This window comes from Streptomyces sp. NPDC017202, assembly GCF_044331705.1.
Taxonomy (GTDB): Bacteria; Actinomycetota; Actinomycetes; order Streptomycetales; family Streptomycetaceae; genus Streptomyces.
Genome location: NZ_JBIRNP010000034.1, coordinates 25,038 through 45,680, shown reverse-complemented (window position 1 = coordinate 45,680; position 20,643 = coordinate 25,038). Strand labels below are relative to the sequence as shown.

18 protein-coding genes are annotated in these 20,643 nt (G+C 71.0%); 10 read left to right on the top strand and 8 right to left on the bottom strand.

What is annotated here, in order from left to right:
- Positions 1-141 precede the first annotated feature (141 nt).
- The gene (locus tag ACH4N1_RS33880) at positions 142-1,047 is read right to left on the bottom strand and encodes a pseudouridine-5'-phosphate glycosidase (protein WP_398104186.1); all 906 of its coding nucleotides are present in this window, start codon (positions 1,045-1,047) and stop codon (positions 142-144) included.
- Between the two features lie 102 nt (positions 1,048-1,149).
- Between ACH4N1_RS33880 and ACH4N1_RS33875 the strand changes: the two genes are divergently transcribed.
- Positions 1,150-1,578, top strand: a complete 429-nt coding sequence (locus ACH4N1_RS33875; protein WP_398104182.1) for a VOC family protein — start codon at positions 1,150-1,152, stop codon at positions 1,576-1,578.
- 111 nt (positions 1,579-1,689) lie between these two features.
- Here ACH4N1_RS33875 and ACH4N1_RS33870 read toward each other — a convergent pair whose 3' ends face one another.
- Positions 1,690-2,244, bottom strand: a complete 555-nt coding sequence (locus ACH4N1_RS33870) for a methylated-DNA--[protein]-cysteine S-methyltransferase (RefSeq protein WP_398104180.1) — start codon at positions 2,242-2,244, stop codon at positions 1,690-1,692.
- 73 nt (positions 2,245-2,317) lie between these two features.
- Positions 2,318-3,187, bottom strand: coding sequence for a glycerophosphodiester phosphodiesterase (locus tag ACH4N1_RS33865; protein ID WP_398104178.1), 870 nt, complete (start codon positions 3,185-3,187; stop codon positions 2,318-2,320).
- A 275-nt stretch (positions 3,188-3,462) separates the two neighbouring features.
- On the opposite strand from ACH4N1_RS33865, the gene ACH4N1_RS33860 reads away from it, so the two are divergent.
- From ACH4N1_RS33860 to ACH4N1_RS33835, 6 genes are all read left to right on the top strand, one after another.
- Entirely contained in the window at positions 3,463-4,320 is an 858-nt protein-coding gene (locus ACH4N1_RS33860; RefSeq protein WP_398104176.1) for an MHYT domain-containing protein, read from the top strand.
- Between the two features lie 40 nt (positions 4,321-4,360).
- Complete coding sequence (uvrB, locus tag ACH4N1_RS33855; protein ID WP_398104174.1) at positions 4,361-6,508, top strand: excinuclease ABC subunit UvrB; 2,148 nt, start codon at positions 4,361-4,363, stop codon at positions 6,506-6,508.
- A 154-nt stretch (positions 6,509-6,662) separates the two neighbouring features.
- The gene (locus ACH4N1_RS33850; protein WP_366062170.1) at positions 6,663-7,241 is read left to right on the top strand and encodes a TerD family protein; all 579 of its coding nucleotides are present in this window, start codon (positions 6,663-6,665) and stop codon (positions 7,239-7,241) included.
- A gap of 54 nt (positions 7,242-7,295) precedes the next feature.
- Positions 7,296-9,320, top strand: coding sequence for a TerD family protein (locus ACH4N1_RS33845; RefSeq protein WP_398104172.1), 2,025 nt, complete (start codon positions 7,296-7,298; stop codon positions 9,318-9,320).
- A 288-nt stretch (positions 9,321-9,608) separates the two neighbouring features.
- On the top strand, positions 9,609-10,610 hold the full coding sequence (locus tag ACH4N1_RS33840; protein ID WP_398104170.1) for a TerC/Alx family metal homeostasis membrane protein: 1,002 nt from the start codon (positions 9,609-9,611) through the stop codon (positions 10,608-10,610).
- A 126-nt stretch (positions 10,611-10,736) separates the two neighbouring features.
- Positions 10,737-11,837, top strand: coding sequence for a calcium:proton antiporter (locus ACH4N1_RS33835; RefSeq protein WP_398104168.1), 1,101 nt, complete (start codon positions 10,737-10,739; stop codon positions 11,835-11,837).
- A 78-nt stretch (positions 11,838-11,915) separates the two neighbouring features.
- Here the strand turns inward: ACH4N1_RS33835 and ACH4N1_RS33830 are convergent, their stop codons facing one another.
- The gene (locus ACH4N1_RS33830; protein WP_398104166.1) at positions 11,916-12,449 is read right to left on the bottom strand and encodes a hypothetical protein; all 534 of its coding nucleotides are present in this window, start codon (positions 12,447-12,449) and stop codon (positions 11,916-11,918) included.
- Between the two features lie 69 nt (positions 12,450-12,518).
- Positions 12,519-13,565, bottom strand: a complete 1,047-nt coding sequence (locus ACH4N1_RS33825) for a S66 peptidase family protein (RefSeq protein WP_398104164.1) — start codon at positions 13,563-13,565, stop codon at positions 12,519-12,521.
- 102 nt (positions 13,566-13,667) lie between these two features.
- Between ACH4N1_RS33825 and aroQ the strand changes: the two genes are divergently transcribed.
- Positions 13,668-14,141, top strand: coding sequence for a type II 3-dehydroquinate dehydratase (aroQ, locus tag ACH4N1_RS33820; RefSeq protein ID WP_398104162.1), 474 nt, complete (start codon positions 13,668-13,670; stop codon positions 14,139-14,141).
- A gap of 191 nt (positions 14,142-14,332) precedes the next feature.
- On the top strand, positions 14,333-14,644 hold the full coding sequence (locus tag ACH4N1_RS33815; RefSeq protein ID WP_398104160.1) for a hypothetical protein: 312 nt from the start codon (positions 14,333-14,335) through the stop codon (positions 14,642-14,644).
- Positions 14,645-14,798: 154 nt separating this feature from the next.
- Here the strand turns inward: ACH4N1_RS33815 and ACH4N1_RS33810 are convergent, their stop codons facing one another.
- Positions 14,799-15,452, bottom strand: a complete 654-nt coding sequence (locus ACH4N1_RS33810) for an MBL fold metallo-hydrolase (protein WP_398104158.1) — start codon at positions 15,450-15,452, stop codon at positions 14,799-14,801.
- 10 nt (positions 15,453-15,462) lie between these two features.
- Entirely contained in the window at positions 15,463-16,152 is a 690-nt protein-coding gene (locus ACH4N1_RS33805) for a maleylpyruvate isomerase family mycothiol-dependent enzyme (protein WP_398104156.1), read from the bottom strand.
- Positions 16,153-16,374: 222 nt separating this feature from the next.
- On the opposite strand from ACH4N1_RS33805, the gene uvrA reads away from it, so the two are divergent.
- Positions 16,375-19,386 carry an excinuclease ABC subunit UvrA gene (uvrA, locus tag ACH4N1_RS33800; RefSeq protein ID WP_398104154.1) on the top strand — a complete coding sequence of 1,004 codons (3,012 nt, stop codon included), beginning with the start codon at positions 16,375-16,377 and terminating at the stop codon, positions 19,384-19,386.
- 51 nt (positions 19,387-19,437) lie between these two features.
- Here the strand turns inward: uvrA and ACH4N1_RS33795 are convergent, their stop codons facing one another.
- Positions 19,438-20,349, bottom strand: coding sequence for a carbohydrate kinase (locus tag ACH4N1_RS33795; protein WP_398104152.1), 912 nt, complete (start codon positions 20,347-20,349; stop codon positions 19,438-19,440).
- Positions 20,350-20,643: the final 294 nt, after the last annotated feature.

Genomic DNA, 20,643 nt, shown 5'->3' with positions numbered 1-20,643 from the left:
GGACGAACTCCCACTCCGCATCGGACAGTTCATGGCGACGTATCACCCGACCATGATCCACCACTCAAGATCATTTGAAGACACCACCTAGGCCGTCGGAGCCTCGATCCGCCCCGCCGGAACCCGGCCCCGGACCGCCGGTCACGCCCCGGCCCACGCCGAGGCGATCCGCCCCGCCAGCCGTACGTTGCCGCGCACCGCGGCCAGGTTGGCGCTCAGGGAGGCGCCGTCGGTGTGGCGGACCAGGTGGTCGAGCAGGAACGGCGTGACGGCCTGGCCCGTGACCCCCTCCGCCGCACACGCCTCCAGCGCCTCCGCGAGCACGCGCGCGTGCAGCGCGGGATCCAGCTGCTCCTCCTCCGGCACCGGGTTCGCGACGATCAGCGCCGACTCCGGCAGACCGAGCGCGACCTGAGCCCGCATCACGTCCGCCACCTGACCGGGACTCTCCAGCGTCCAGTCCACCGGATGCCCCGAGTCGGACAGGTAGAAGCCGGGAAAGCGGTCGGTGCCGTACCCGGCGACGGCGACCCCCAGCGTCTCCAGCCGCTGGAGCGTCGCCGGCACGTCCAGGATCGACTTCACCCCCGCGCACACCACCGTGATCCGGGTACGCGCCAGCAGGCCCAGGTCGGCCGACTCGTCCTGGGTGACCGTCCACTCCCGGTGCACCCCACCGAGTCCGCCCGTCGCGAACACCCGCACCCCGGCCAGCGCCGCGAGCAGCGCGGTCGCCGACACCGTGGTCGCCCCGCTCGCCCCCGAGGCGACCGCGAGAGGCAGGTCGCGGTGGCCCAGCTTGCGGATGCCGTCCTCGTTGGCGACCCGCTCCAACTGCTCCTTGTCGAGTCCGACACGGGGCCGCCCGTCCAGCACGGCGATCGTCGCCGGTACGGCGCCCTCCGCGCGCACCAGCGCCTCCAGCTCCCGCGCCACCTGAAGGTTGCGCGGACGTGGCAGCCCGTGGGCGATGATCGTGGACTCCAGCGCCACCACGGGGCGACGCGCGTCGACCGCCTCCCGCACCTCTTCCGACACCACCAGCACCACGTGCCCGCCTCCTGTCCGTCGGTCCTCCCTCATCTCTGGCGGGCGGCGCGCCCGGCCAAACCCTTGCGGCCTGTGCGGGACGACACCAGGCTGGAAGGCATGACCGACAACTCGCCCCGCCTCGACCACGTCGTCCTGTGGGTGCGCGACCCGCTCGCCGCGGCCGACTTCTACGAGAACGTCGTCGGCCTGGCACCCGTCCGGCTCGCCGAGTTCGCCGCGGGTGAGGAGCCCTTCCCCTCCGTCCGGGTCGACGACGGGAGCCTCCTCGATCTGATGCCGCTGACCATGGTGAAGGGCATGACGATGCTCCCCGGGGCGGCCGACAGTGCCGGACACCCCGTGAACCACATCTGCCTCGCCCTGTCCCGCACCGCCTTCGACGCCCTCCGCACCCGCCTGGCCGAGCACGCCGTCCCGGTCTCGGACGTCTCGCACGGCTCGTTCGGCGCCCGGGGCGCGGCCACGCGCAGCCTCTACTTCCGCGACCCGGACGGCAACGTCGTCGAGATCCGGCACTACGACTGACGCGGGCGCCGGTACACACCCGCACCGCCCCGCCCGCACGCCGTCGCCCGCACCCGTCGCGGACCAGCATCCCAGCCGGTCCGCGCCTGCCCCGACGCCCGCCCGAGCCGCTCAGAACAGCGGCTCGGGCAGAACCCCCTCCAGGGCGAGCAGCCTGCGCTTGGCCTCCAGGCCGCCGCCGAAACCGCCGATCCCGCCGTCGCTCTCCACCACCCGGTGGCAGGGCACCACGACCGGCAGCGGGTTGGCACCCATCGCCGTCCCCACCGCCTGCGCCGCGCCGGGCTGGCCCACACGCTTGGCCAGATCGCCGTAGCCGACGACCGCGCCGTACGGGACGCCGGAGGCCAGCTCACGCAGGACCTGCCGGTTGAAGCCGGAGATCAGCGACCAGTCCAGGGGGAGTGCGAAGTCGCGCCGCTCCCCGGCGAAGTAGGCGTCGACCTGGCGTATCGCCTCGCGCAGCAGAGGAGATCCGGGCGACTCGACCGGCTCCGCACCCAGCCGGTCCGCGAGGCGGCGGAGCGCTTTCTCGCGCACCGGCTCATCGGCGTGGAACACGACATTGACCAGACCCGCGCGAGTCGCGGCCAGCAGCAGCGGACCGATGCCGGTGTCGACGACGGTCCACACGACCTGCTGCTCGTACTGTCCGTGGCTGTCCATGTGCCCACCGTACGACCCGCCGCCGACAACGCCGCGGCCCGACGGCGGGCACGGCGCCGGACCGGTCGCGGGGTCAGTGCCCGTACAGGGCCCGCGCCACCACGTCCGGCTTGTCGGTGATGATGCCGTCGACGCCGTACCCGGCCACGGTCCGGGCCGCCGCCGCGTCGTCCACGGTCCAGACGAAGATCCTCAACGGGCTGCCGTGCGGTCCCTCGACCGCGTGCACGGCGGAGACGTACTCCGCGGAAAGAGACACGTACGAGGGATTGACCAGGTCGGTGAAGGCCGCGCTGCCGGGCAGGTCCCGCACCGGTGGCTTGCCCAGCAGACCGGTCGTCACCGACGGCGCCAGGTCGTGGACGGTCCGCAGACTGCCGGCGCCGAAACTCTGCACGACCAGCCGGTCGAGATGCTCCCGGTCCAGCCACCCCTCGTCGGCGAGCACCTTGAGGGTGTCCTGTTCGATCCCCGGGTACAGCGCGGGGTTCTTCAGCTCCAGCAGCAGTTTCTGGCCGTGACGCTCGACACGGCGGACGTACTCCCGGAGCGTCGGCACGCGCGCGCCCGCGTACGCGGGGCCGAACCAGTTGCCCGCGTCGAGCCGTGAGACCTCGGCCGCGGTGAAGTCCCGCACCTTCCACGGAGCCCGTCCGGGAAAGACCTCCTCGACGTCGGTGGTCCGCTCGAGGCTGTCGTCGTGGATCACCACCAGTTCGCCGTCCTTCGTGCGCTGGACGTCGTTCTCCACCCAGCGGGCGCCCAGGTCGGCGGCCGCGTCGACGGCCGCCAGCGTGTTCTCGGGAGCCTGGGCGGAAGCGCCCCTATGGGCGATCACCACGGGCCGCCCGACGATCCCCGCCCGGGCGTCGTGCACCGGGAGCAGGAGGGCGACGAAACCCACCAGTGCGGTGGTCGCCGCGGCGACTGCGCGCGCGTGCATGCGTACTCCTCGCATCGGCCGATCACGTACGGCACCACTGTGACAGCAGAGAGTCGACGGCGGATGCGTGTGGGAAGGCCGAAGGACGGAGGTTGACGGCCGGGACCGCACACCGGTGCCGCACATTGCGGCAAGGCCGTGTTTCTTTGCCGGAAAATCGTTCGACCATTCCGGTGGCAGTCATACTGCTCTGCGTCAACCCTGATCGCTCGCGCGGTCCTGGGTACACGGCGCGCTCCAGGCATTCCAGCACCAGGGCGGAAGGGCAACCGCGCATGCACGGCACGGCCGACGGATTCAGCTACGGACTCGTGACACCGCTGGTGGCCTACCTCATGGCCTGCCTCGGCGGTGCCCTGGGCCTGCGCTGCACGACCAGAGCCATGCGCGTCGCCCGCTCCTGGCGCCCCGGATGGCTCGCCCTCGGCGCGGCCGCGATCGGCTCCGGCATATGGACCATGCACTTCGTCGCCATGACGGGCTTCACGGTCGCCGGCGCCCCGATCCACTACGACAAGCCGATGACCTACGCCAGCCTCGGCGTCGCCGTCGTCATGGTGGGCGTAGGGATCTTCATCGTCGGCTACCGGGGCGCGGCCGGCACCGCCCTGTTCACCGGAGGCACCATCACGGGCCTCGGGATCGCCTCGATGCACTACCTGGGCATGGCCGGTATGCGGTTCGACGGCAAGTTCGAGTACAACACCCTCACCGTGGGTGTCTCCGTGGCCGTCGCCATGGCCGCCGCCACCACCGCGCTGTGGGCCGCCGGGCAGGTCAGGGGCTTCCTGTGGAGCGTCGGCGCGAGCCTCGTCATGGGCCTCGCCGTGACCGGCATGCACTACACGGGCATGGCCGCCCTCAGTGTCCATCTGCACGCCACGGGATCGCCGTCCGCCGGCGACTCGCCCACCGATCTCCTCGCGCCGATGCTGATCGGCCCGCTCTCCTTCCTCTGCCTCGCCGGCGTGGTGGTGCTGTTCGACCCCCTCATGACGACGGGCAGGCCCGACCGCGGCCCCGCCGAGCACCGGCCCGGCGTCCCGGCCCACCCGCACCCCGTCGCCCGGGCCCGGCTCCGCACCCGCCGCAAGGCGGCCCCCCACGAGCACCGGACCCCGCAGAACCGCTGACCGGACCGCATTGTCAGTGGCGGGTCGTACGGTGGATGGCATGCGGCCCGTTTCCAGCATCGAACGCACGGTGGCGCCTTTCGAGGTCGTCAGCCCCTACCAGCCCAGCGGTGACCAGCCGGCGGCCATCGCCGAACTGGCCAAGCGCATCGAGGCCGGTGAGAAGGACGTCGTCCTCCTGGGCGCGACCGGCACCGGCAAGTCCGCGACCACCGCGTGGATGATCGAGAAGCTCCAGCGCCCCACGCTCGTGATGGCGCCGAACAAGACGCTGGCCGCCCAGTTGGCCAACGAGTTCCGCGAGCTGCTGCCGAACAACGCGGTGGAGTACTTCGTCTCGTACTACGACTACTACCAGCCCGAGGCGTACGTCCCGCAGTCGGACACCTACATCGAGAAGGACTCCTCGATCAACGAGGAGGTCGAGCGGCTGCGCCACTCCGCGACCAACTCGCTGCTCACCCGCCGGGACGTCGTCGTGGTCGCTTCGGTCTCCTGCATCTACGGCCTCGGCACCCCCCAGGAGTACGTGGACCGCATGGTCCCGCTGAAGGTCGGCGCCGAGATCGACCGCGACCAGCTGCTGCGCCGTTTCGTCGACATCCAGTACACGCGCAACGACACGGCCTTCACCCGCGGCACCTTCCGGGTCCGCGGCGACACCATCGAGATCTTCCCGGTCTACGAGGAACTGGCCGTCCGCATCGAGATGTTCGGCGACGAGATCGAGGCCCTGTCGACCCTCCACCCGCTCACCGGCGAGATCATCAGCGACGACGAGCAGCTGTACGTCTTCCCCGCCACCCACTACGTGGCCGGTCCGGAGCGCCTGGAGCGCGCCGTCAACGACATCGAGAAGGAGCTGGGCGAGCGCCTCGCCGAACTCGAGAAGCAGGGCAAGCTCCTCGAGGCCCAGCGCCTGCGCATGCGCACCACGTACGACATCGAGATGCTCCGCCAGATCGGCAGCTGCTCGGGCGTGGAGAACTACTCGATGCACTTCGACGGGCGCCTGCCCGGCTCCCCGCCGAACACCCTGCTCGACTACTTCCCCGACGACTTCCTCCTCGTCATCGACGAGTCCCACGTCACCGTCCCGCAGATCGGTGCCATGTACGAGGGCGACGCCTCCCGCAAGCGCACCCTCGTCGACCACGGCTTCCGGCTTCCCTCCGCCCTCGACAACCGCCCCCTGAAGTGGGAGGAGTTCCAGGAGCGCATCGGGCAGACCGTCTATCTGTCGGCGACGCCCGGCAAGTACGAACTCTCGCGCGGGGACGGCGTCGTCGAGCAGATCATCCGCCCCACCGGCCTCATCGACCCCGAGATCGTCGTCAAGCCCACCGAGGGCCAGATCGACGACCTGGTGCACGAGATCCGCACGCGCGTCGAGAAGGACGAGCGGATCCTGGTCACCACCCTCACCAAGAAGATGTCCGAGGACCTCACCGACTACTTCCTGGAACTCGGCATCCAGGTCCGCTACCTGCACAGCGACGTCGACACTCTGCGCCGCATCGAGCTGCTGCGCGAACTGCGGTCCGGTGAGTTCGACGTGCTGGTCGGCATCAACCTCCTGCGGGAGGGCCTCGACCTGCCCGAGGTGTCCCTGGTGGCCATCCTCGACGCCGACAAGGAGGGCTTCCTGCGCTCCGGCACCTCGCTGATCCAGACCATCGGCCGCGCCGCGCGCAACGTCTCCGGCCAGGTCCACATGTACGCCGACAAGGTCACCCCGGGCATGGAGCGGGCCATCGAGGAGACCAACCGCCGCCGCGAGAAGCAGATCGCCTACAACACGGCGCGCGGAATCGACCCGCAGCCGCTGCGCAAGAAGATCAACGACATCGTCGCGCAGATCGCGCGCGAGGAGGTCGACACCGAGCAGCTGCTGGGCTCCGGCTACCGCGCGAAGAAGGACGGCGGCGGCACCAAGGCGCCGGTGCCCTCCCTCGGCGGCAAGGCGGCCAAGGGCGCGAAGTCCACCAGCGCCGCGAAGGGCAAGGCCAAGGAGACGGTCCCGACCGACCGCCCCGCCGCCGAACTCGCCGGCCAGATCGAGGAGATGACGGCGCGGATGCGGGCGGCCGCCGCGGATCTCCAGTTCGAGGTCGCGGCCCGGCTGCGCGACGAGGTCTCCGAGATGAAGAAGGAACTGCGCCAGATGAAGGAGGCGGGTATCGCCTGACGTACCACGCGGGGCCCGGCCGTCGTACGCGCTGTGTTGCAAGAACGACACAAAGTGCGGTCCTGGGTACGGCACTGTCAGTGCCCTTGCGTAGGGTTTTCGTCAACCGCGGGGACCGCGGCAACAGGGGACAGTCCGAGAGGGGAATCAGCGCGTGACCGTCAACATGACCAAGGGTCAGGCCATCAGTCTGCAGAAGACCGACGGAGGCAGCCTGACCGCGGTGCGCATGGGTCTCGGCTGGCAGGCTGCCCCCCGGCGCGGCCTGTTCGGCTCCCGCACCCGGGAGATCGACCTCGACGCCTCCGCGGTCCTCTTCGCGGACAAGCAGCCGGTCGACGTCGTCTTCTTCCGTCACCTGGTGAGCGACGACGGCTCGGTCCGGCACACCGGCGACAACCTCGTCGGCGGCGTCGGCCAGGGCGGCGACGACGAGGCGATCCTCGTCGACCTCTCCCGCGTGCCGGTCCACATCGACCAGATCGTCTTCACGGTGAACTCCTTCACCGGCCAGACCTTCCAGGAGGTGCAGAACGCGTTCTGCCGCCTGGTCGACGAGACCAACGGCCAGGAACTGGCGCGCTACACGCTCGCGGGCGGCGGTGCCTACACCGCCCAGATCATGGCCAAGGTGCACCGGGTGGGCGCGGGCTGGAACATGACCGCCCTCGGCACCCCGGCCAACGGCCGCACCTTCCAGGACCTGATGCCTGCCATCCTGCCCGCGCTGTAACCGGGCCGGGCGGCACACGACGACACGACACGCGACGCAGGGGGACCACAGGCGATGACGGCCGAGCTGGTGCGGGGCCAGAACCACCCGCTCTTGGAAGTCCGCCTGGAGATCCGGGTCTCGGCCGGCGCCCCGGTCGTGGCGGCGGCCACGCTCTGCGACGAGAGCGGCAGGATCCACGGCGTGGAGTGGGTCGCCCACCCGGGCGCACCCACTCTCCCCGGTCTCGAGGTCTCCCGGCAGGCGGCCACCGACCACCGCCTCGCGGTGGACCTGGACGCCGTCGCGGAGAGCGTGCACCGCGTCAGCGTTCTGCTCGCCCTGCCCACCGGGGTGGGCGGACCGGTCGTCTTCGGCTCCCTCGCCGCCCCCTTCGTCGCCGTCACCGGCCTCGACGGTTCCGAAGTGGCCCGCTTCACCCTCACCGGTCTCGGCCCCGAGTCGGCCGTCGTCGCCCTGGAGCTGTACCGGCGTCAGGGCGCCTGGAAGGTCCGGGCGGTCGGCCAGGGGTACGCGGGCGGCCTCGCCGCCCTCCTCGCGGACCAAGGCCTGGCGCAGGCCCAGCAGCTCGCGTCCGGTATCAACGAGGCCGTGGCCCAGGGCATGGCCCGCTCGGTGCCGGCCCCACCGCCGCGCACGGCCGACGCCGACCGCTCCCGACAGGCGGCCGCCTCCGCCCTCGGCCCCGACCAGGGCGGATCCCCGTACGGCGGGCAGAGCGCCCCGGGCCCCGTCGGCCCGTACCCCGGTCCCCAGCCGTCGCAGGGGGCGGCGGATGCCGTGGCGGGGCACCCGACAGGGCCCGCGGACCCCGCGGCCACCACCCAGCCGGGCACCCCCGCGGCGTCCGGCACCGGCGGCCCCGTCGACTACAGCCACCCGCGGCGGCGGAACACCGCCCCGCCACCCCCGCCCGCCGCACCCCCGGCCGAGCCCGGCAGGCCCGCGCGGCCGGTCGCCGGCGACGCCACCGGCTGGTCCATGGAGGAGCGGCTGTACAACCAGGTCTGGGGCATGTTCGAGGACCTGGCCCGCACCACGGCCGCGTACCGCAGCGCCGTCGACTTCGCCGACACGCGCAGGGAAAGGGAACTCGACGAGGCCCTCTCCGACCCGCGCAGCCGGATCGGCGGCCAGGGCGACGCCGCCCGCGAGACCGCTCACGCCAAACACACCCAGCTCGTCGACCAGGCCCGGCAGGTGCTGGACCGTGATCTCGCCCAGCTCGTGGCCGAGGCCGACGTCGTCGAGCCGGCGCTGCCACCGGCCTTCGCGCGTTGGGACAACCCCGTCTGGCACGCCTATCGCGTCCCGATGGAAATGCCCATGGCGCTGCGCCTGGGCGACCTCCGCCTTCCCGAGAGCGACCGGCTGCGCATCCCCATGCTCATCCGCCTCCCGCTGGAGCGCGGTCTGTGGATCGACAGCGGGCGGACGGGCTCGCCCGACGGCTCGTTCCTCGACTCCCACGAGCTGCGCCGTCTCGCACTGGACTCGGCCGTGGCGCACACGGCCCGGCTGCTGGCGGTCCACCCGGCCGGCGAGTTCACGGTGCACGTCGTCGACCCGGACGGTTCGGGCGCGTCGGCGCTCGCCCCGCTGGTGCGGAGCGGAGTGCTGGCGGCACCGCCCGCGGTGGGCTCGGCCGGCGTGACGGACGTGCTCACCCGGCTCACGCAGCACGTCGACCTGGTGCAGATGGCGGTGCGCGGCGGTGCGGCCGACTCGCTCCCGCCCGGTTTCGACACCGCCCAGCAGCTCCTGGTCGTCAACGACTTCCCGCACGGCTTCGACGATCGTGCCGTGACCCAGCTCCGCTACCTCGCGGACGAGGGCCCGTCCGTCGGCGTCCACCTGATGATGGTCGCCGACCGCGAGGACGCCGCCGGTTACGGTCCGTTGCTGGATCCGCTGTGGCGCGGGCTGATGCGGCTGACCCCGGTGCCCGACGACCACCTCGCCGATCCCTGGGTCGGCCACGCCTGGACGTACGAGCCGGCCCTCGTGCCGCCCGGCAGCCAGGTTCTCCAGCAGGTCCTGACGCAGGTCGCCGCGGCCCGCCGGGCGTGGCGGGGCTGATCGCTTCCACCGCTTCGCCAAGCGACCGTAAAGCCGCCCTGACCAGGTTCTTTGATCTTTCCTTTGCCAAACTCTTTACCTTTCCTTGGCGATTGGGTACTGTTTTTCGTGCGGAGGGGAGTACTCCCTGTCAACTGCGGCGTACCCGTCAATACGGATCAGAGCTGATCCCGGGGCGTCGGCCCGTGCGGCCCCGTGCGCATGCCCTGCGCCGGGACCCGGGGTGGAAGAGACCTCCGGCAGCGCGACGACGCTGATCACCTGCCGTTACGTACTGCCGGAGGCGCAGTGGATGTTTCCCTGACCCTGTGGGTCCTGACCGTCGTGGGCCTGAGTGCCCTCATCGCGATCGACTTCTTCATCGGCCGCAAGCCGCATGACGTGTCGATCAAGGAAGCCGGTATCTGGACCGTCGTCTGGATCGCCCTGGCCAGCCTGTTCGGGCTCGGCCTGCTCGTCTTCGGCGGGGGACAGCCCGCCGGAGAGTTCTTCGCGGGCTTCATCACCGAGAAGTCGCTCAGCGTCGACAACCTCTTCGTCTTCGTCCTGATCATGGCGAAGTTCGCCGTCCCCTCGCAGTACCAGCAACGGGTCCTGCTCGTCGGCGTGCTCATCGCCCTGGTCCTGCGGGCGATCTTCATCGCCGCGGGCGCCGCGATCCTCGCCAGCTTCTCCTGGGTGTTCTACCTCTTCGGCGCCTTCCTGATCTGGACCGCCTGGAAGCTCATCCAGGAGGCCCGGGCGGACGAGGAGGACGAGGAGTTCGAGGAGAACAAGCTGCTCAAGGCCGCCGAGCGCAGGTTCGGTGTCGCCGACCGCTACCACGGCACCAAGCTGTGGATCGAGCAGAACGGCAAGCGGGTCATGACCCCGATGCTGGTCGTGATGCTCGCGATCGGCACCACCGACGTGCTGTTCGCCCTCGACTCGATCCCCGCGATCTTCGGCCTGACGCAGGACCCGTACATCGTGTTCACGGCCAACGCGTTCGCGCTCATGGGGCTGAGGCAGCTGTACTTCCTCATCGGCGGCCTGCTGCGCAAGCTCGTCCACCTCAGCTACGGCCTGTCGATCATCCTCGGCTTCATCGGCGTCAAGCTGGTACTGCACGCGCTGCACGAGTCCGGGGTCCACGTCCCCGAGATCAGCATCCCGGTCTCGCTCGGCGTCATCTGCTCCGTCCTGATCGTCACCACGATCACCAGCCTGCGGGCCTCCAAGAAGCAGGCGGCGGCCGAGAAGACGCAGCCCGGGAGCGAGGACGCTCCGAAGGACAGCGTCGACGTCTGACCGCGGACGACGCGGGAACCACCTCCGGGAGCGGTGCACGGCGATTCGCCGGGCGCCGCTCCCGGCGCTCTCCGGGCGCTTCTCGGACGGAATGCGGAGCCCCTGCCGCTCTGCGACGATCACTGCATGACCGCTCGGCTCAGGTCGCTCACGACCCGCTGGACATCCCTCGTGCCGGCGCTCGCCGTCGTCCTGCTGGCCCTGACCTGGGGCCGTGACCTCGCCCCCGCGGTCGTCGCCCTGATCACGGTCGTCCTCGCCGGAGCGGTCCTGGCGGCAGTGCACCACGCCGAGGTCGTCGCGCACCGCGTCGGTGAACCGTTCGGCTCCCTGGTACTCGCGGTCGCCGTGACGATCATCGAGGTCGCGCTCATCGTCACGCTGATGGCGGACGGCGGCGACAAGAGCTCCACCCTCGCGCGGGACACGGTCTTCGCGGCCGTGATGATCACCTGCAACGGCATCGTCGGCCTGTGCCTCCTCGTCGCCTCCCTGCGCCACGGCACGGCGATCTTCAACCCCGAGGGCACCGGCGCGGCCCTGGCGACCGTCGCCACCCTGGCCACCCTCAGCCTGGTCCTGCCGACCTTCACCACCAGCAAACCGGGCCCGGAGTTCTCCAGCGTCCAGCTCACCTTCGCCGCCCTGTCCTCACTGGTCCTGTACGGCCTGTTCGTGGCGACCCAGACCGTCCGGCACCGTGACTACTTCCTTCCGGTCACCCGGCAGGGCGACGTGATCACCGGGGACGACCACGCCGCCGCGCCCTCGTCGCGGACCGCGCTGATCAGCCTGAGCCTGCTCGGCCTGGCCCTCATCGGCGTGGTCGGACTGGCCAAAGGGGTCTCGCCCACGATCGAGGACGGCGTGGAGGCCGCCGGGCTTCATCACGCCGTCGTCGGTGTGATCATCGCGCTGCTCGTCCTGCTCCCCGAGACCATCGCCGCACTGCGCTCCGCCCGCCGCGACCGGGTGCAGACCAGCCTCAACCTCGCGCTCGGCTCCGCGATGGCCAGCATCGGCCTGACGATCCCGGCGGTCGCCCTGGCCTCGGTCTGGCTCTCCGGTCCGCTCGTCCTCGGCCTCGGCCCCACCCACATGGTGCTGCTCGCGCTGACCGTCGTCGTCAGCTCCCTGACGGTCGTTCCGGGCAGGGCCACGCCGCTGCAGGGGGGCGTGCATCTGGTGCTGTTCGCGGCGTATCTGGAGCTGGCGGTCAATCCCTGAGGTCTTTCGGCCGGGCCGGCGCCGGTCGGGTCTCCGGCAGCAGGGCGAAGCAGCCGAGGCTGAGCAGGGGGACACCCCTCAGATACGCGCCCCCCAGGGGACCCGCTCCGAGCGCTCCGCGAGTGCCGTGGCCGCGAGGGGCGTGAGTGCGCCGCCGAGGTGGTGGCCGACCGCCGCGCCCGTCCAGCGGATCCGTGGCTCGTGCAGCTCCGGCAGACAGGCGGCGACGACAGCGAACATGGTGACGAACGCGAGCATGGCGCCGAGGAAGCCCAGGAACATCGCAAGCGGCTCGCCCGTGCCCAGCAGCGCCATCAGAGGGAACATCCACAGCGCGGCGGCGGCACAGCCGACGAGGCACAGCGGCCGCGCCACGAAACCCGCGCCGAACGTCGCGAAGGCGGCCGGCGTTCCCGTCGGTGAGGAGAACGTGGGAACGGAGAGCGGCCCCAGGACGAGCGCCGCGGCGGTCCCGTAGACGAACCCGTAGACGAAGAAGTCGTAGAACTCGACGGCCGTCCCGGCGAGCGAGGAGGCCGCGAGCCGCGGCAGGGAAGACGCCCTCGCGGTGCTCGCGGTGCTCGCGGTGTTCACCGTGCGTACGTCGTGCACGCCGCGTCAACCACCCACCGTGACCGACGGGTACGGGGCGCGCGGTGGCGCGACCGCGTCGCGCGGGGCTCAGTAGGTGACGGTGATGCGTCGTCCGGGGCCGTCGACGCGGATCGTCCCTCCGTAGGGGAGGACGAGCTGCGGGTCCGTGTGGCCGAAGTCCACGTCGAAGACGGCGAGGGTGTCGGGCGCGTAGGCCTCCAGCGCGCTCAGTACCGCTTCGCGCTGCTCCGCGGCGTAACGGGCGGCTGCCTCGGGGCCGTTGGGGCGTTCGAAGGACCAGGTCTTGGCGCGGGCCATCAGGAACGCGGGGAACCGCTGGAGGAGGCCGCGCTCGCCCATGTTGCGCAGGATCCGGAAGACCTCCGTGGCGCTGGGGAGTTCCTCGGAGGTCTCCAGGAACAGCACGCCGCCGTCGTAGACCGACAGGTCGTGCGAGATCTCGCGGTCGGCCATCAGGAGCCAGGAGAGGATCTCCAGATTGCCGCCCCAGCCGCGGCCCTCGACCACGCGCTCGGCGTTGCGCCATGTCCAGCCGGTGCCCGGCCGGGTCTCCGGCCGCGACGCGAAGGTCACGGGGTCGGCCCAGTCGCGGTCGACGTCGTTCCAGCGTTCGGCGGGCCGCAGTTCGTAGGCGCCCGAGGTGAACAGGGCCGCCCGGAGGGAGTCCGCGGTCAGTGCGTCCATGGCCACCGGCCGCCCGAGCTGCACCATCACGCTCGCGCCGTGGTAGCCGACGATCCCGGTGTTGTACAGGAAGGCGAGCAGGTTGGTGTTGTCGCTCGTGCCGAAGAACGGCTTCGGGTTGGCCCGGATCAACTCGCGGTCCAGCAGCGGCAGGACGGTGATCTGGTCGTCACCCCCGATCGACGCGATGACCGCCTTGATGCCGGGATCGGCGAAAGCGGCGTGGATGTCGTCGGCCCGCGCCTGCGGCGTGGCGCCCATCGTCCGGGTCGTCGGGTACTCGACCGGTTCGAGGCCGAACTCCTCGCGCAGCCGTTCCAGGCCCAGTTCGAAGGGGACCGGGAACAGGCCCGGCAGACCTTCGGCCGGGGAGAGGACGGCCACACGGTCACCGGGGGAGGGCTTCGGAGGATACGACGGTGTGGTCATGCGGGTGAGACTAGGGCTTCCCGCCCCGCTGTTTCACCGTGATAAACCGGGTCCGAGCAGCGGTCCGACGGACCGCCCCACGCCGAACGGACCGGAGGAACCGTGCCCCGCACCCTGGCCAGCGCCCCCATCATGATTCTCAACGGCCCCAACCTCAACCTCCTGGGGCAGCGCCAGCCCGAGATCTACGGCTCCGACACGCTCGCCGACGTCGAGGCGCTCTGCGCCAAGGCCGCGGCGGCGCACGGCGGCACGGTGGACTTCCGGCAGTCCAACCACGAGGGGGAGCTGGTGGACTGGATCCACGAGGCGCGGCGGGACCACTGCGGCGTCGTGATCAACCCCGGCGCCTACTCGCACACGTCGATCGCGATCCTCGACGCGCTCAACACCTGCGACGGACTGCCGGTGCTGGAGGTCCACATCTCCAACATCCACCGGCGGGAGTCCTTCCGGCACCACTCGTACGTCTCGCTGCGCGCCGACGGCGTCATCGCGGGCTGCGGAGTGCAGGGCTACGTGTTCGCCGTGGAACGCGTCGCCGCACTGGCGGGGGCGGGGCAGGCGAGCACGTGAGCCCAGGCCGCGCATGAGCACCGGCTTCCTGGCAGGCGCCCCTTACCGGCGTCCGGCTTCCACGGAGGCAAGGCGCCGTACGACTTGACCGCGTCCGTCTTCCTGCGCCGACGGAGGGCAAGTTGCGTGACCCGTATGGGGTATTAGTGTGGAAATGAGTCCCCCGCAATCTATGTACGCAAGGGGTAATCATGACCGCTAGGCATTGGAAGCGTTCCGTCGTCGCCTGCTCGGTCCTCGTCCTCGGCTTCGCACCGGTGGGCATACAGCAGGCTTCAGCGGTCACACCGACCGAGACCCACGCCAGCGCACCTGCAGCCGTCAACAGTCCGCGCGACTACCGGCAGGGCTTCAGGGCCGGTTTCCGGGACGGCTACCAGGATGCCAGGGACGACTGCCGGCTGGACGCTGTCGGAGACGGCTTCAGCAACCGCGACTACGCCCGTGGCTACGCCGACGGCTACAGCGCCGGTTTCGCCCGGGCCGAGCGGCGGTACTGCTGAGTCGCACCGGCTCGGCCGTCGATCTGTCGTGAAGTCAGGGAGGCCGCCTCCCGGGGCACTTCGGAGCCCCCGGGAGGCGGCCTCCCCTCTTGATTCCCCTCGGGCGGCGGCGTGAGGCGGGCCCGTTGCCGGTTGCCCCGCGCGGATCGACCGATCACCAGCCCCGGGATCTCCACTCCGCCAGGTGCAGCCTCTCGAACCCGAGCGTCGTGTCGTTCCCATGGCCCGGATAGATCCACGTCTCGTCGGGCAGCAGGCCGAAGATCTTCTCCTCCAAGCCGTCCATCAGACTCGTGAAGTCCACCGGACTCGTCGTCCTGCCGGGGCCACCCGGAAAGAGGCAGTCGCCCGTGAACACGTGCGGATGCCCGTGCGGGTCGTCGTACACGAGGGCGATCGAGCCCGGCGTGTGTCCGACGAGATGGCGCGCGGTCAGGCGCACGTCGCCCACCCGGACGACGTCGCCGTCGTCGAGCAGGACGTCGGTCGGCACCGGGATGCCCTCGGCGTCCTCCCGGCCGGCGTACGTACGCGCGCGCGTGGCCGCGACGACCTCGGCGAGAGCCTGCCAGTGGTCTCCGTGACGGTGTGTGGTGACGACCGAGGCGATGCCGTCGTCACCGATCGTGCCGAGCAGCGTCCGGGCGTCGTCGGCCGCGTCGATCAGCAGCTGCTCGTCCGTGGCCCGGCAACGCAGCAGGTAGGCGTTGTTGTTCATCGGGCCGACCGCGATCTTGGTGATCATCAGGTCCTTCAGCTCGTGCACGTCCGCCGAGCCGCCGACCCGCACCTCTCCGCTGTACGTCATGACCGCCAGCCTATAGCGGGGGGAGGGCCGGGAGCGGGCCGCCGTCGACCGTGAGCGCGGAGCCGTCGCGGCGTCCCGAGAGCCAGCCGAGCAGGTCCGCGGCCGGGCCCCTGACGTCGACGGGCCCACCGGGTGCGCCGCCGCCCGTGGTCCAGGTCCCGCCGTCGTCGCCGCTGAGGCGCGTCGACGGGACGTCCCCGTGGCCGCGGAAGCGTTCCACCAGGAAGTCGATCTCCCGCGCGACGAATTCCTCCGGCAGGTCCTCCAGCTCGTAGCCGATCCCGAGGTCCACGTGGTGCAGCTCCACCTCCGCCCAGCGCCGGAAGGGCACCCGCGCCGCCGAGTCGGTGACGCCGTTGCGCAGCTCGACCGTGCGCGACCAGTCCGCGGGGACGGCGGCGGCCTCCTGGAGGCGGGCGGCGCTCTCCCGGACGTCCGCGAGCTGGACGTCCAGGGGGCGAGGGGCGTCCCGCTCGATGTCGGCGTCCCGCACGGCGGCGTCGACGTACATGGGGCGGCCCTGGAAGACGTTCACCAGGGCGTCGGCGTTGCGGGCCAGGTGGGCGAGGACGTGGCCGCGGCTCCAGCCGGGAAGGCGTGACGACTGCGTCACGGACGCGTTGTCCAGCTTGGCGGCTGCGGTGAGCAGCCGGTCCGTCGCGTCACGTACAGACGCCAGGTCATGAGCGTGATCAATCATGGTGCTGACCTTAGCTCCGCCACTCCTTCGGGTGAAGGCGATCGGCGGCCGCCCGTAAATCGAATGTGCGTGCCATAAGGTCGTGGGTGGCGTCGGGCATGCTGGATGGCGGGGGATTGTTGTCAACCCGTGAATCCGACCGGCGTTGTCAGTGGCTCCCCCTAGTCTGAGAAGGACGGGGCCCTGCCCCTGTCACTTCCCTCAAGAAAGGTGCGGACCGGCGTGGCCGACCGTCTCATCGTCCGTGGCGCGCGCGAGCACAACCTCAAGAATGTCTCGCTCGACCTGCCGCGCGACTCGCTCATCGTCTTCACGGGCCTGTCGGGGTCGGGCAAGTCCTCGCTGGCCTTCGACACGATCTTCGCCGAGGGACAGCGGCGCTACGTCGAGTCCCTCTCCTCCTACGCCCGGCAGTTCCTCGGCCAGATGGACAAGCCGGACGTCGACTTCATCGAGGGCCTCTCCCCGGCCGTCTCGATCGACCAGAAGTCGACCTCGCGCAACCCGCGCTCCACGGTCGGCACCATCACCGAGGTCTACGACTACCTGCGTCTGCTCTTCGCGCGCATCGGCAAGCCGCACTGTCCCGAGTGCGGCCGCCCCATCTCGCGCCAGTCGCCGCAGGCCATCGTCGACAAGGTGCTGGAGCTGCCCGAGGGCAGCCGCTTCCAGGTGCTGTCGCCGCTGGTCCGCGAGCGCAAGGGCGAGTTCGTCGACCTGTTCGCCGACCTCCAGACCAAGGGGTACAGCCGCGCGCGGGTGGACGGCGAGACCGTCCAGCTCTCCAACCCGCCCACGCTGAAGAAGCAGGAGAAGCACACCATCGAGGTGGTCATCGACCGCCTCACGGTGAAGGAGTCCGCCAAGCGCCGCCTCACCGACTCCGTGGAGACCGCCCTCGGTCTGTCCGGCGGCATGGTCGTGCTCGACTTCGTCGACCTGCCCGAGGACGACCCCGAGCGCGAGCGCATGTACTCCGAGCACCTGTACTGCGCGTACGACGACCTGTCCTTCGAGGAGCTGGAGCCCCGCTCCTTCTCCTTCAACTCGCCCTTCGGCGCCTGCCCCGACTGCTCCGGCATCGGCACGCGCATGGAGGTCGACCCCGAGCTGATCGTCCCCGACGAGGACAAGTCCCTCGACGAGGGCGCCATCCACCCCTGGTCCCACGGGCACACCAAGGAATACTTCGGCCGCCTGATCGGCGCCCTCGCGGACGCGCTGGGATTCCGGACCGACATCCCCTTCGCCGGCCTGCCGCAGCGCGCCAGGAAGGCCCTCCTGCACGGCCACAAGACGCAGATCGAGGTCCGTTACCGCAACCGGTACGGCCGCGAGCGCGTGTACACGACGCCGTTCGAAGGCGCCGTTCCGTTCGTGAAGCGCCGGCACAGCGAGGCCGAGAGCGACGCCAGCCGCGAGCGCTTCGAGGGCTACATGCGCGAGGTGCCCTGCCCCACCTGCGAGGGCACCCGCCTCAAGCCGATCGTCCTCGCGGTCACGGTCATGGGGAAGTCCATCGCCGAGGTCTCCGCCATGTCGATCAGCGACTGCGCGGACTTCCTGGGCGAGCTGAAGCTCGACGCGCGCGACAAGAAGATCGCCGAGCGCGTCCTGAAGGAGGTCAACGAGCGCCTGCGGTTCCTGGTCGACGTCGGCCTGGACTACCTCTCGCTCAACCGCGCCGCCGGCACGCTCTCCGGCGGCGAGGCCCAGCGCATCCGCCTGGCCACCCAGATCGGCTCCGGTCTCGTCGGCGTGCTGTACGTCCTCGACGAGCCGTCCATCGGCCTGCACCAGCGCGACAACCACCGGCTGATCGAGACCCTCGTCCGGCTGCGCGACATGGGCAACACGCTCATCGTCGTCGAGCACGACGAGGACACCATCAAGGTCGCCGACTGGATCGTCGACATCGGTCCCGGCGCCGGCGAGCACGGCGGCAAGGTCGTGCACAGCGGCTCCCTGAAGGAACTGCTCGCCAACGACGAGTCGCAGACCGGGCAGTACCTGTCCGGCAAGAAGGCCATCCCGCTGCCCGACCTCCGGCGCCCGCGCGACCCGTCCCGGCAGCTCACGGTGCGCGGGGCCCGCGAGAACAACCTGCGGGACATCGACGTCTCCTTCCCGCTGGGCGTCTTCACCGCGGTCACGGGCGTCTCCGGCTCCGGCAAGTCGACCCTGGTCAACGACATCCTGTACACGCACCTGGCCCGCGAACTGAACGGCGCGAGGAACGTGCCGGGGCGCCACACGCGCGTGGACGGCGACGACCTCGTCGACAAGGTCGTCCACGTCGACCAGTCGCCCATCGGCCGCACCCCGCGGTCCAACCCGGCGACCTACACCGGCGTCTTCGACCACGTCCGCAAGCTGTTCGCCGAGACCACCGAGGCCAAGGTCCGCGGCTACCTGCCCGGCCGCTTCTCCTTCAACGTCAAGGGCGGCCGCTGCGAGAACTGCGCGGGCGACGGCACGATCAAGATCGAGATGAACTTCCTCCCGGACGTCTACGTCCCGTGCGAGGTCTGCCACGGCGCCCGCTACAACCGGGAGACCCTGGAGGTCCACTACAAGGGCAAGTCCATCGCCGACGTCCTGAACATGCCGATCGAGGAGGCGGCCGAGTTCTTCGAGGCCGTCCCCGCGATCGCCCGCCACCTCAACACCCTCAAGGACGTCGGTCTCGGCTACGTCCGGCTCGGTCAGTCCGCGACCACCCTGTCCGGCGGTGAGGCACAGCGCGTCAAGCTCGCCAGCGAGCTCCAGCGCCGCTCCACCGGCCGCACGGTCTACGTCCTGGACGAACCGACCACGGGTCTGCACTTCGAGGACATCAGCAAGCTCCTGAAGGTCCTCTCCGGCCTGGTGGAGAAGGGCAACACGGTCATCGTCATCGAGCACAACCTCGATGTCATCAAGACCGCCGACTGGGTCGTCGACATGGGCCCCGAAGGCGGCGCGGGCGGCGGCGTCGTCGTCGCCGAGGGCACGCCGGAGGAGGTGGCCGGGGTCCCGGCCAGCCACACCGGCAAGTTCCTGCGCGAGGTCCTCGGCGACCGCGTCAGCGACGCGCAGCCGGTCAGGGCCCCGCGCGGGGCGGCGGCGAAGAAGACGGTCGCGGCCAAGGCGGCGCCGAGGAAGACGGCGACCGCCAAGGCCACCGTCGACAGCACGGCGGCCAAGAAGGCCACCACCAAGAAGACGGCCGCGAAGAAGGCGACGAAGAAGTAGGAGAAGTGGCGGCGGTGTCCCGCGGGGAACTCCCCGCGGGACACCGCCGTTTCACAGCTCGCCGAGCTCGGAGGCGTACGGCGGTTCCGCGCCTGCCCGCGAGCAGGTGATCGCCGCCGCGCGGGCCGCGAAGCGCAGCAGCCGTTCCCAGCCGTCACGGCCCAGGCCCGCGAGGGCCGTCGGGGAGAGAGCGTCCTGGACCGAGAGGGCGTGCAGCAGAGCCGCGTTCACGGTGTCGCCGGCGCCGATGGTGTCCACGACGTCGACCTTCTCGCCGGGCACCGGATACACGGAGCCGTCCCGGGTGTAGGCGGTCAGCCCGTCGCCGCCGTGTGTGATCACGACGGCGGAGGGCCCGGCGGCCAGCCAGTCGCGCGGGGTGCCGCCCAGCCAGAGGGCGTCCTCCTCGGAGAGCTTGAGCAGGGACACCGAGGGCAGCCAGCTCCTGAAGCGCGCCCGGTAGGCGTCGGCGTCGGGGATCAGACCGGGCCGGACGTTCGGGTCCAGGGCGGTGAAGAGGCCTTGGGCCGCCGCCGTCCGCATCAGCTCCTCGTACGCGCTCGCGCCCGGCTCCAGCACCAGCGAGCAGGTGCCGAAGGACACCGCCCGGCTGCCGGCGGGCAGGCCGACGGGGGCGGTGAACAGCCGGTCCGCGGTGCCCTCGACGTAGAAGGAGTAGGCGGCCGAGCCGTTCCCGTCGAGCGTGGCGACCGCGAGGGTGGTCGGCTCCGCGCCGCGCTGCACCGCGGACACGTCCACCCCCGAGTCGCGCAGCCCGCCGAGGAGCGCCTCGCCGAAGGCGTCGTAGGAGACGCGGGAGCAGAACGCGGTCGCGGAGCCGAGGCGGCCCAGGGCCACGGCCGTGTTGTACGGGCCGCCGCCGCGGGCCGGCTGCAGAGCCGCGAGGGCGCCAGTGCCCTGCGGTACCAGGTCGATCAGGGCCTCACCGGCGACGACGATCACGGGGCGGTTCCTCTCCGGTGGCTCGCTGAGCACACCGCTCGGGCTGTCGGTGGCCAGGGTCGCACGAAGCCCGGGGGTTCGGGCGTGTTCCCCCGCCGGACGGCGGACGGCGGACGTACACGCTGACGCAAGCGTTGCCGTCCGCACAACCCCGCGCGGCCGCGAGCTCCTTCGCGACCTCCGCCGCACCCCCGTGCGCTCCGCGGTGGCCCCTTCGGCGCAACCCGTGGCATTCCGTGGCAACCCGCCGCCGTCCGGTGCGGTCCCGGCCGGTATCGTGCGCGGGGCAGCGGC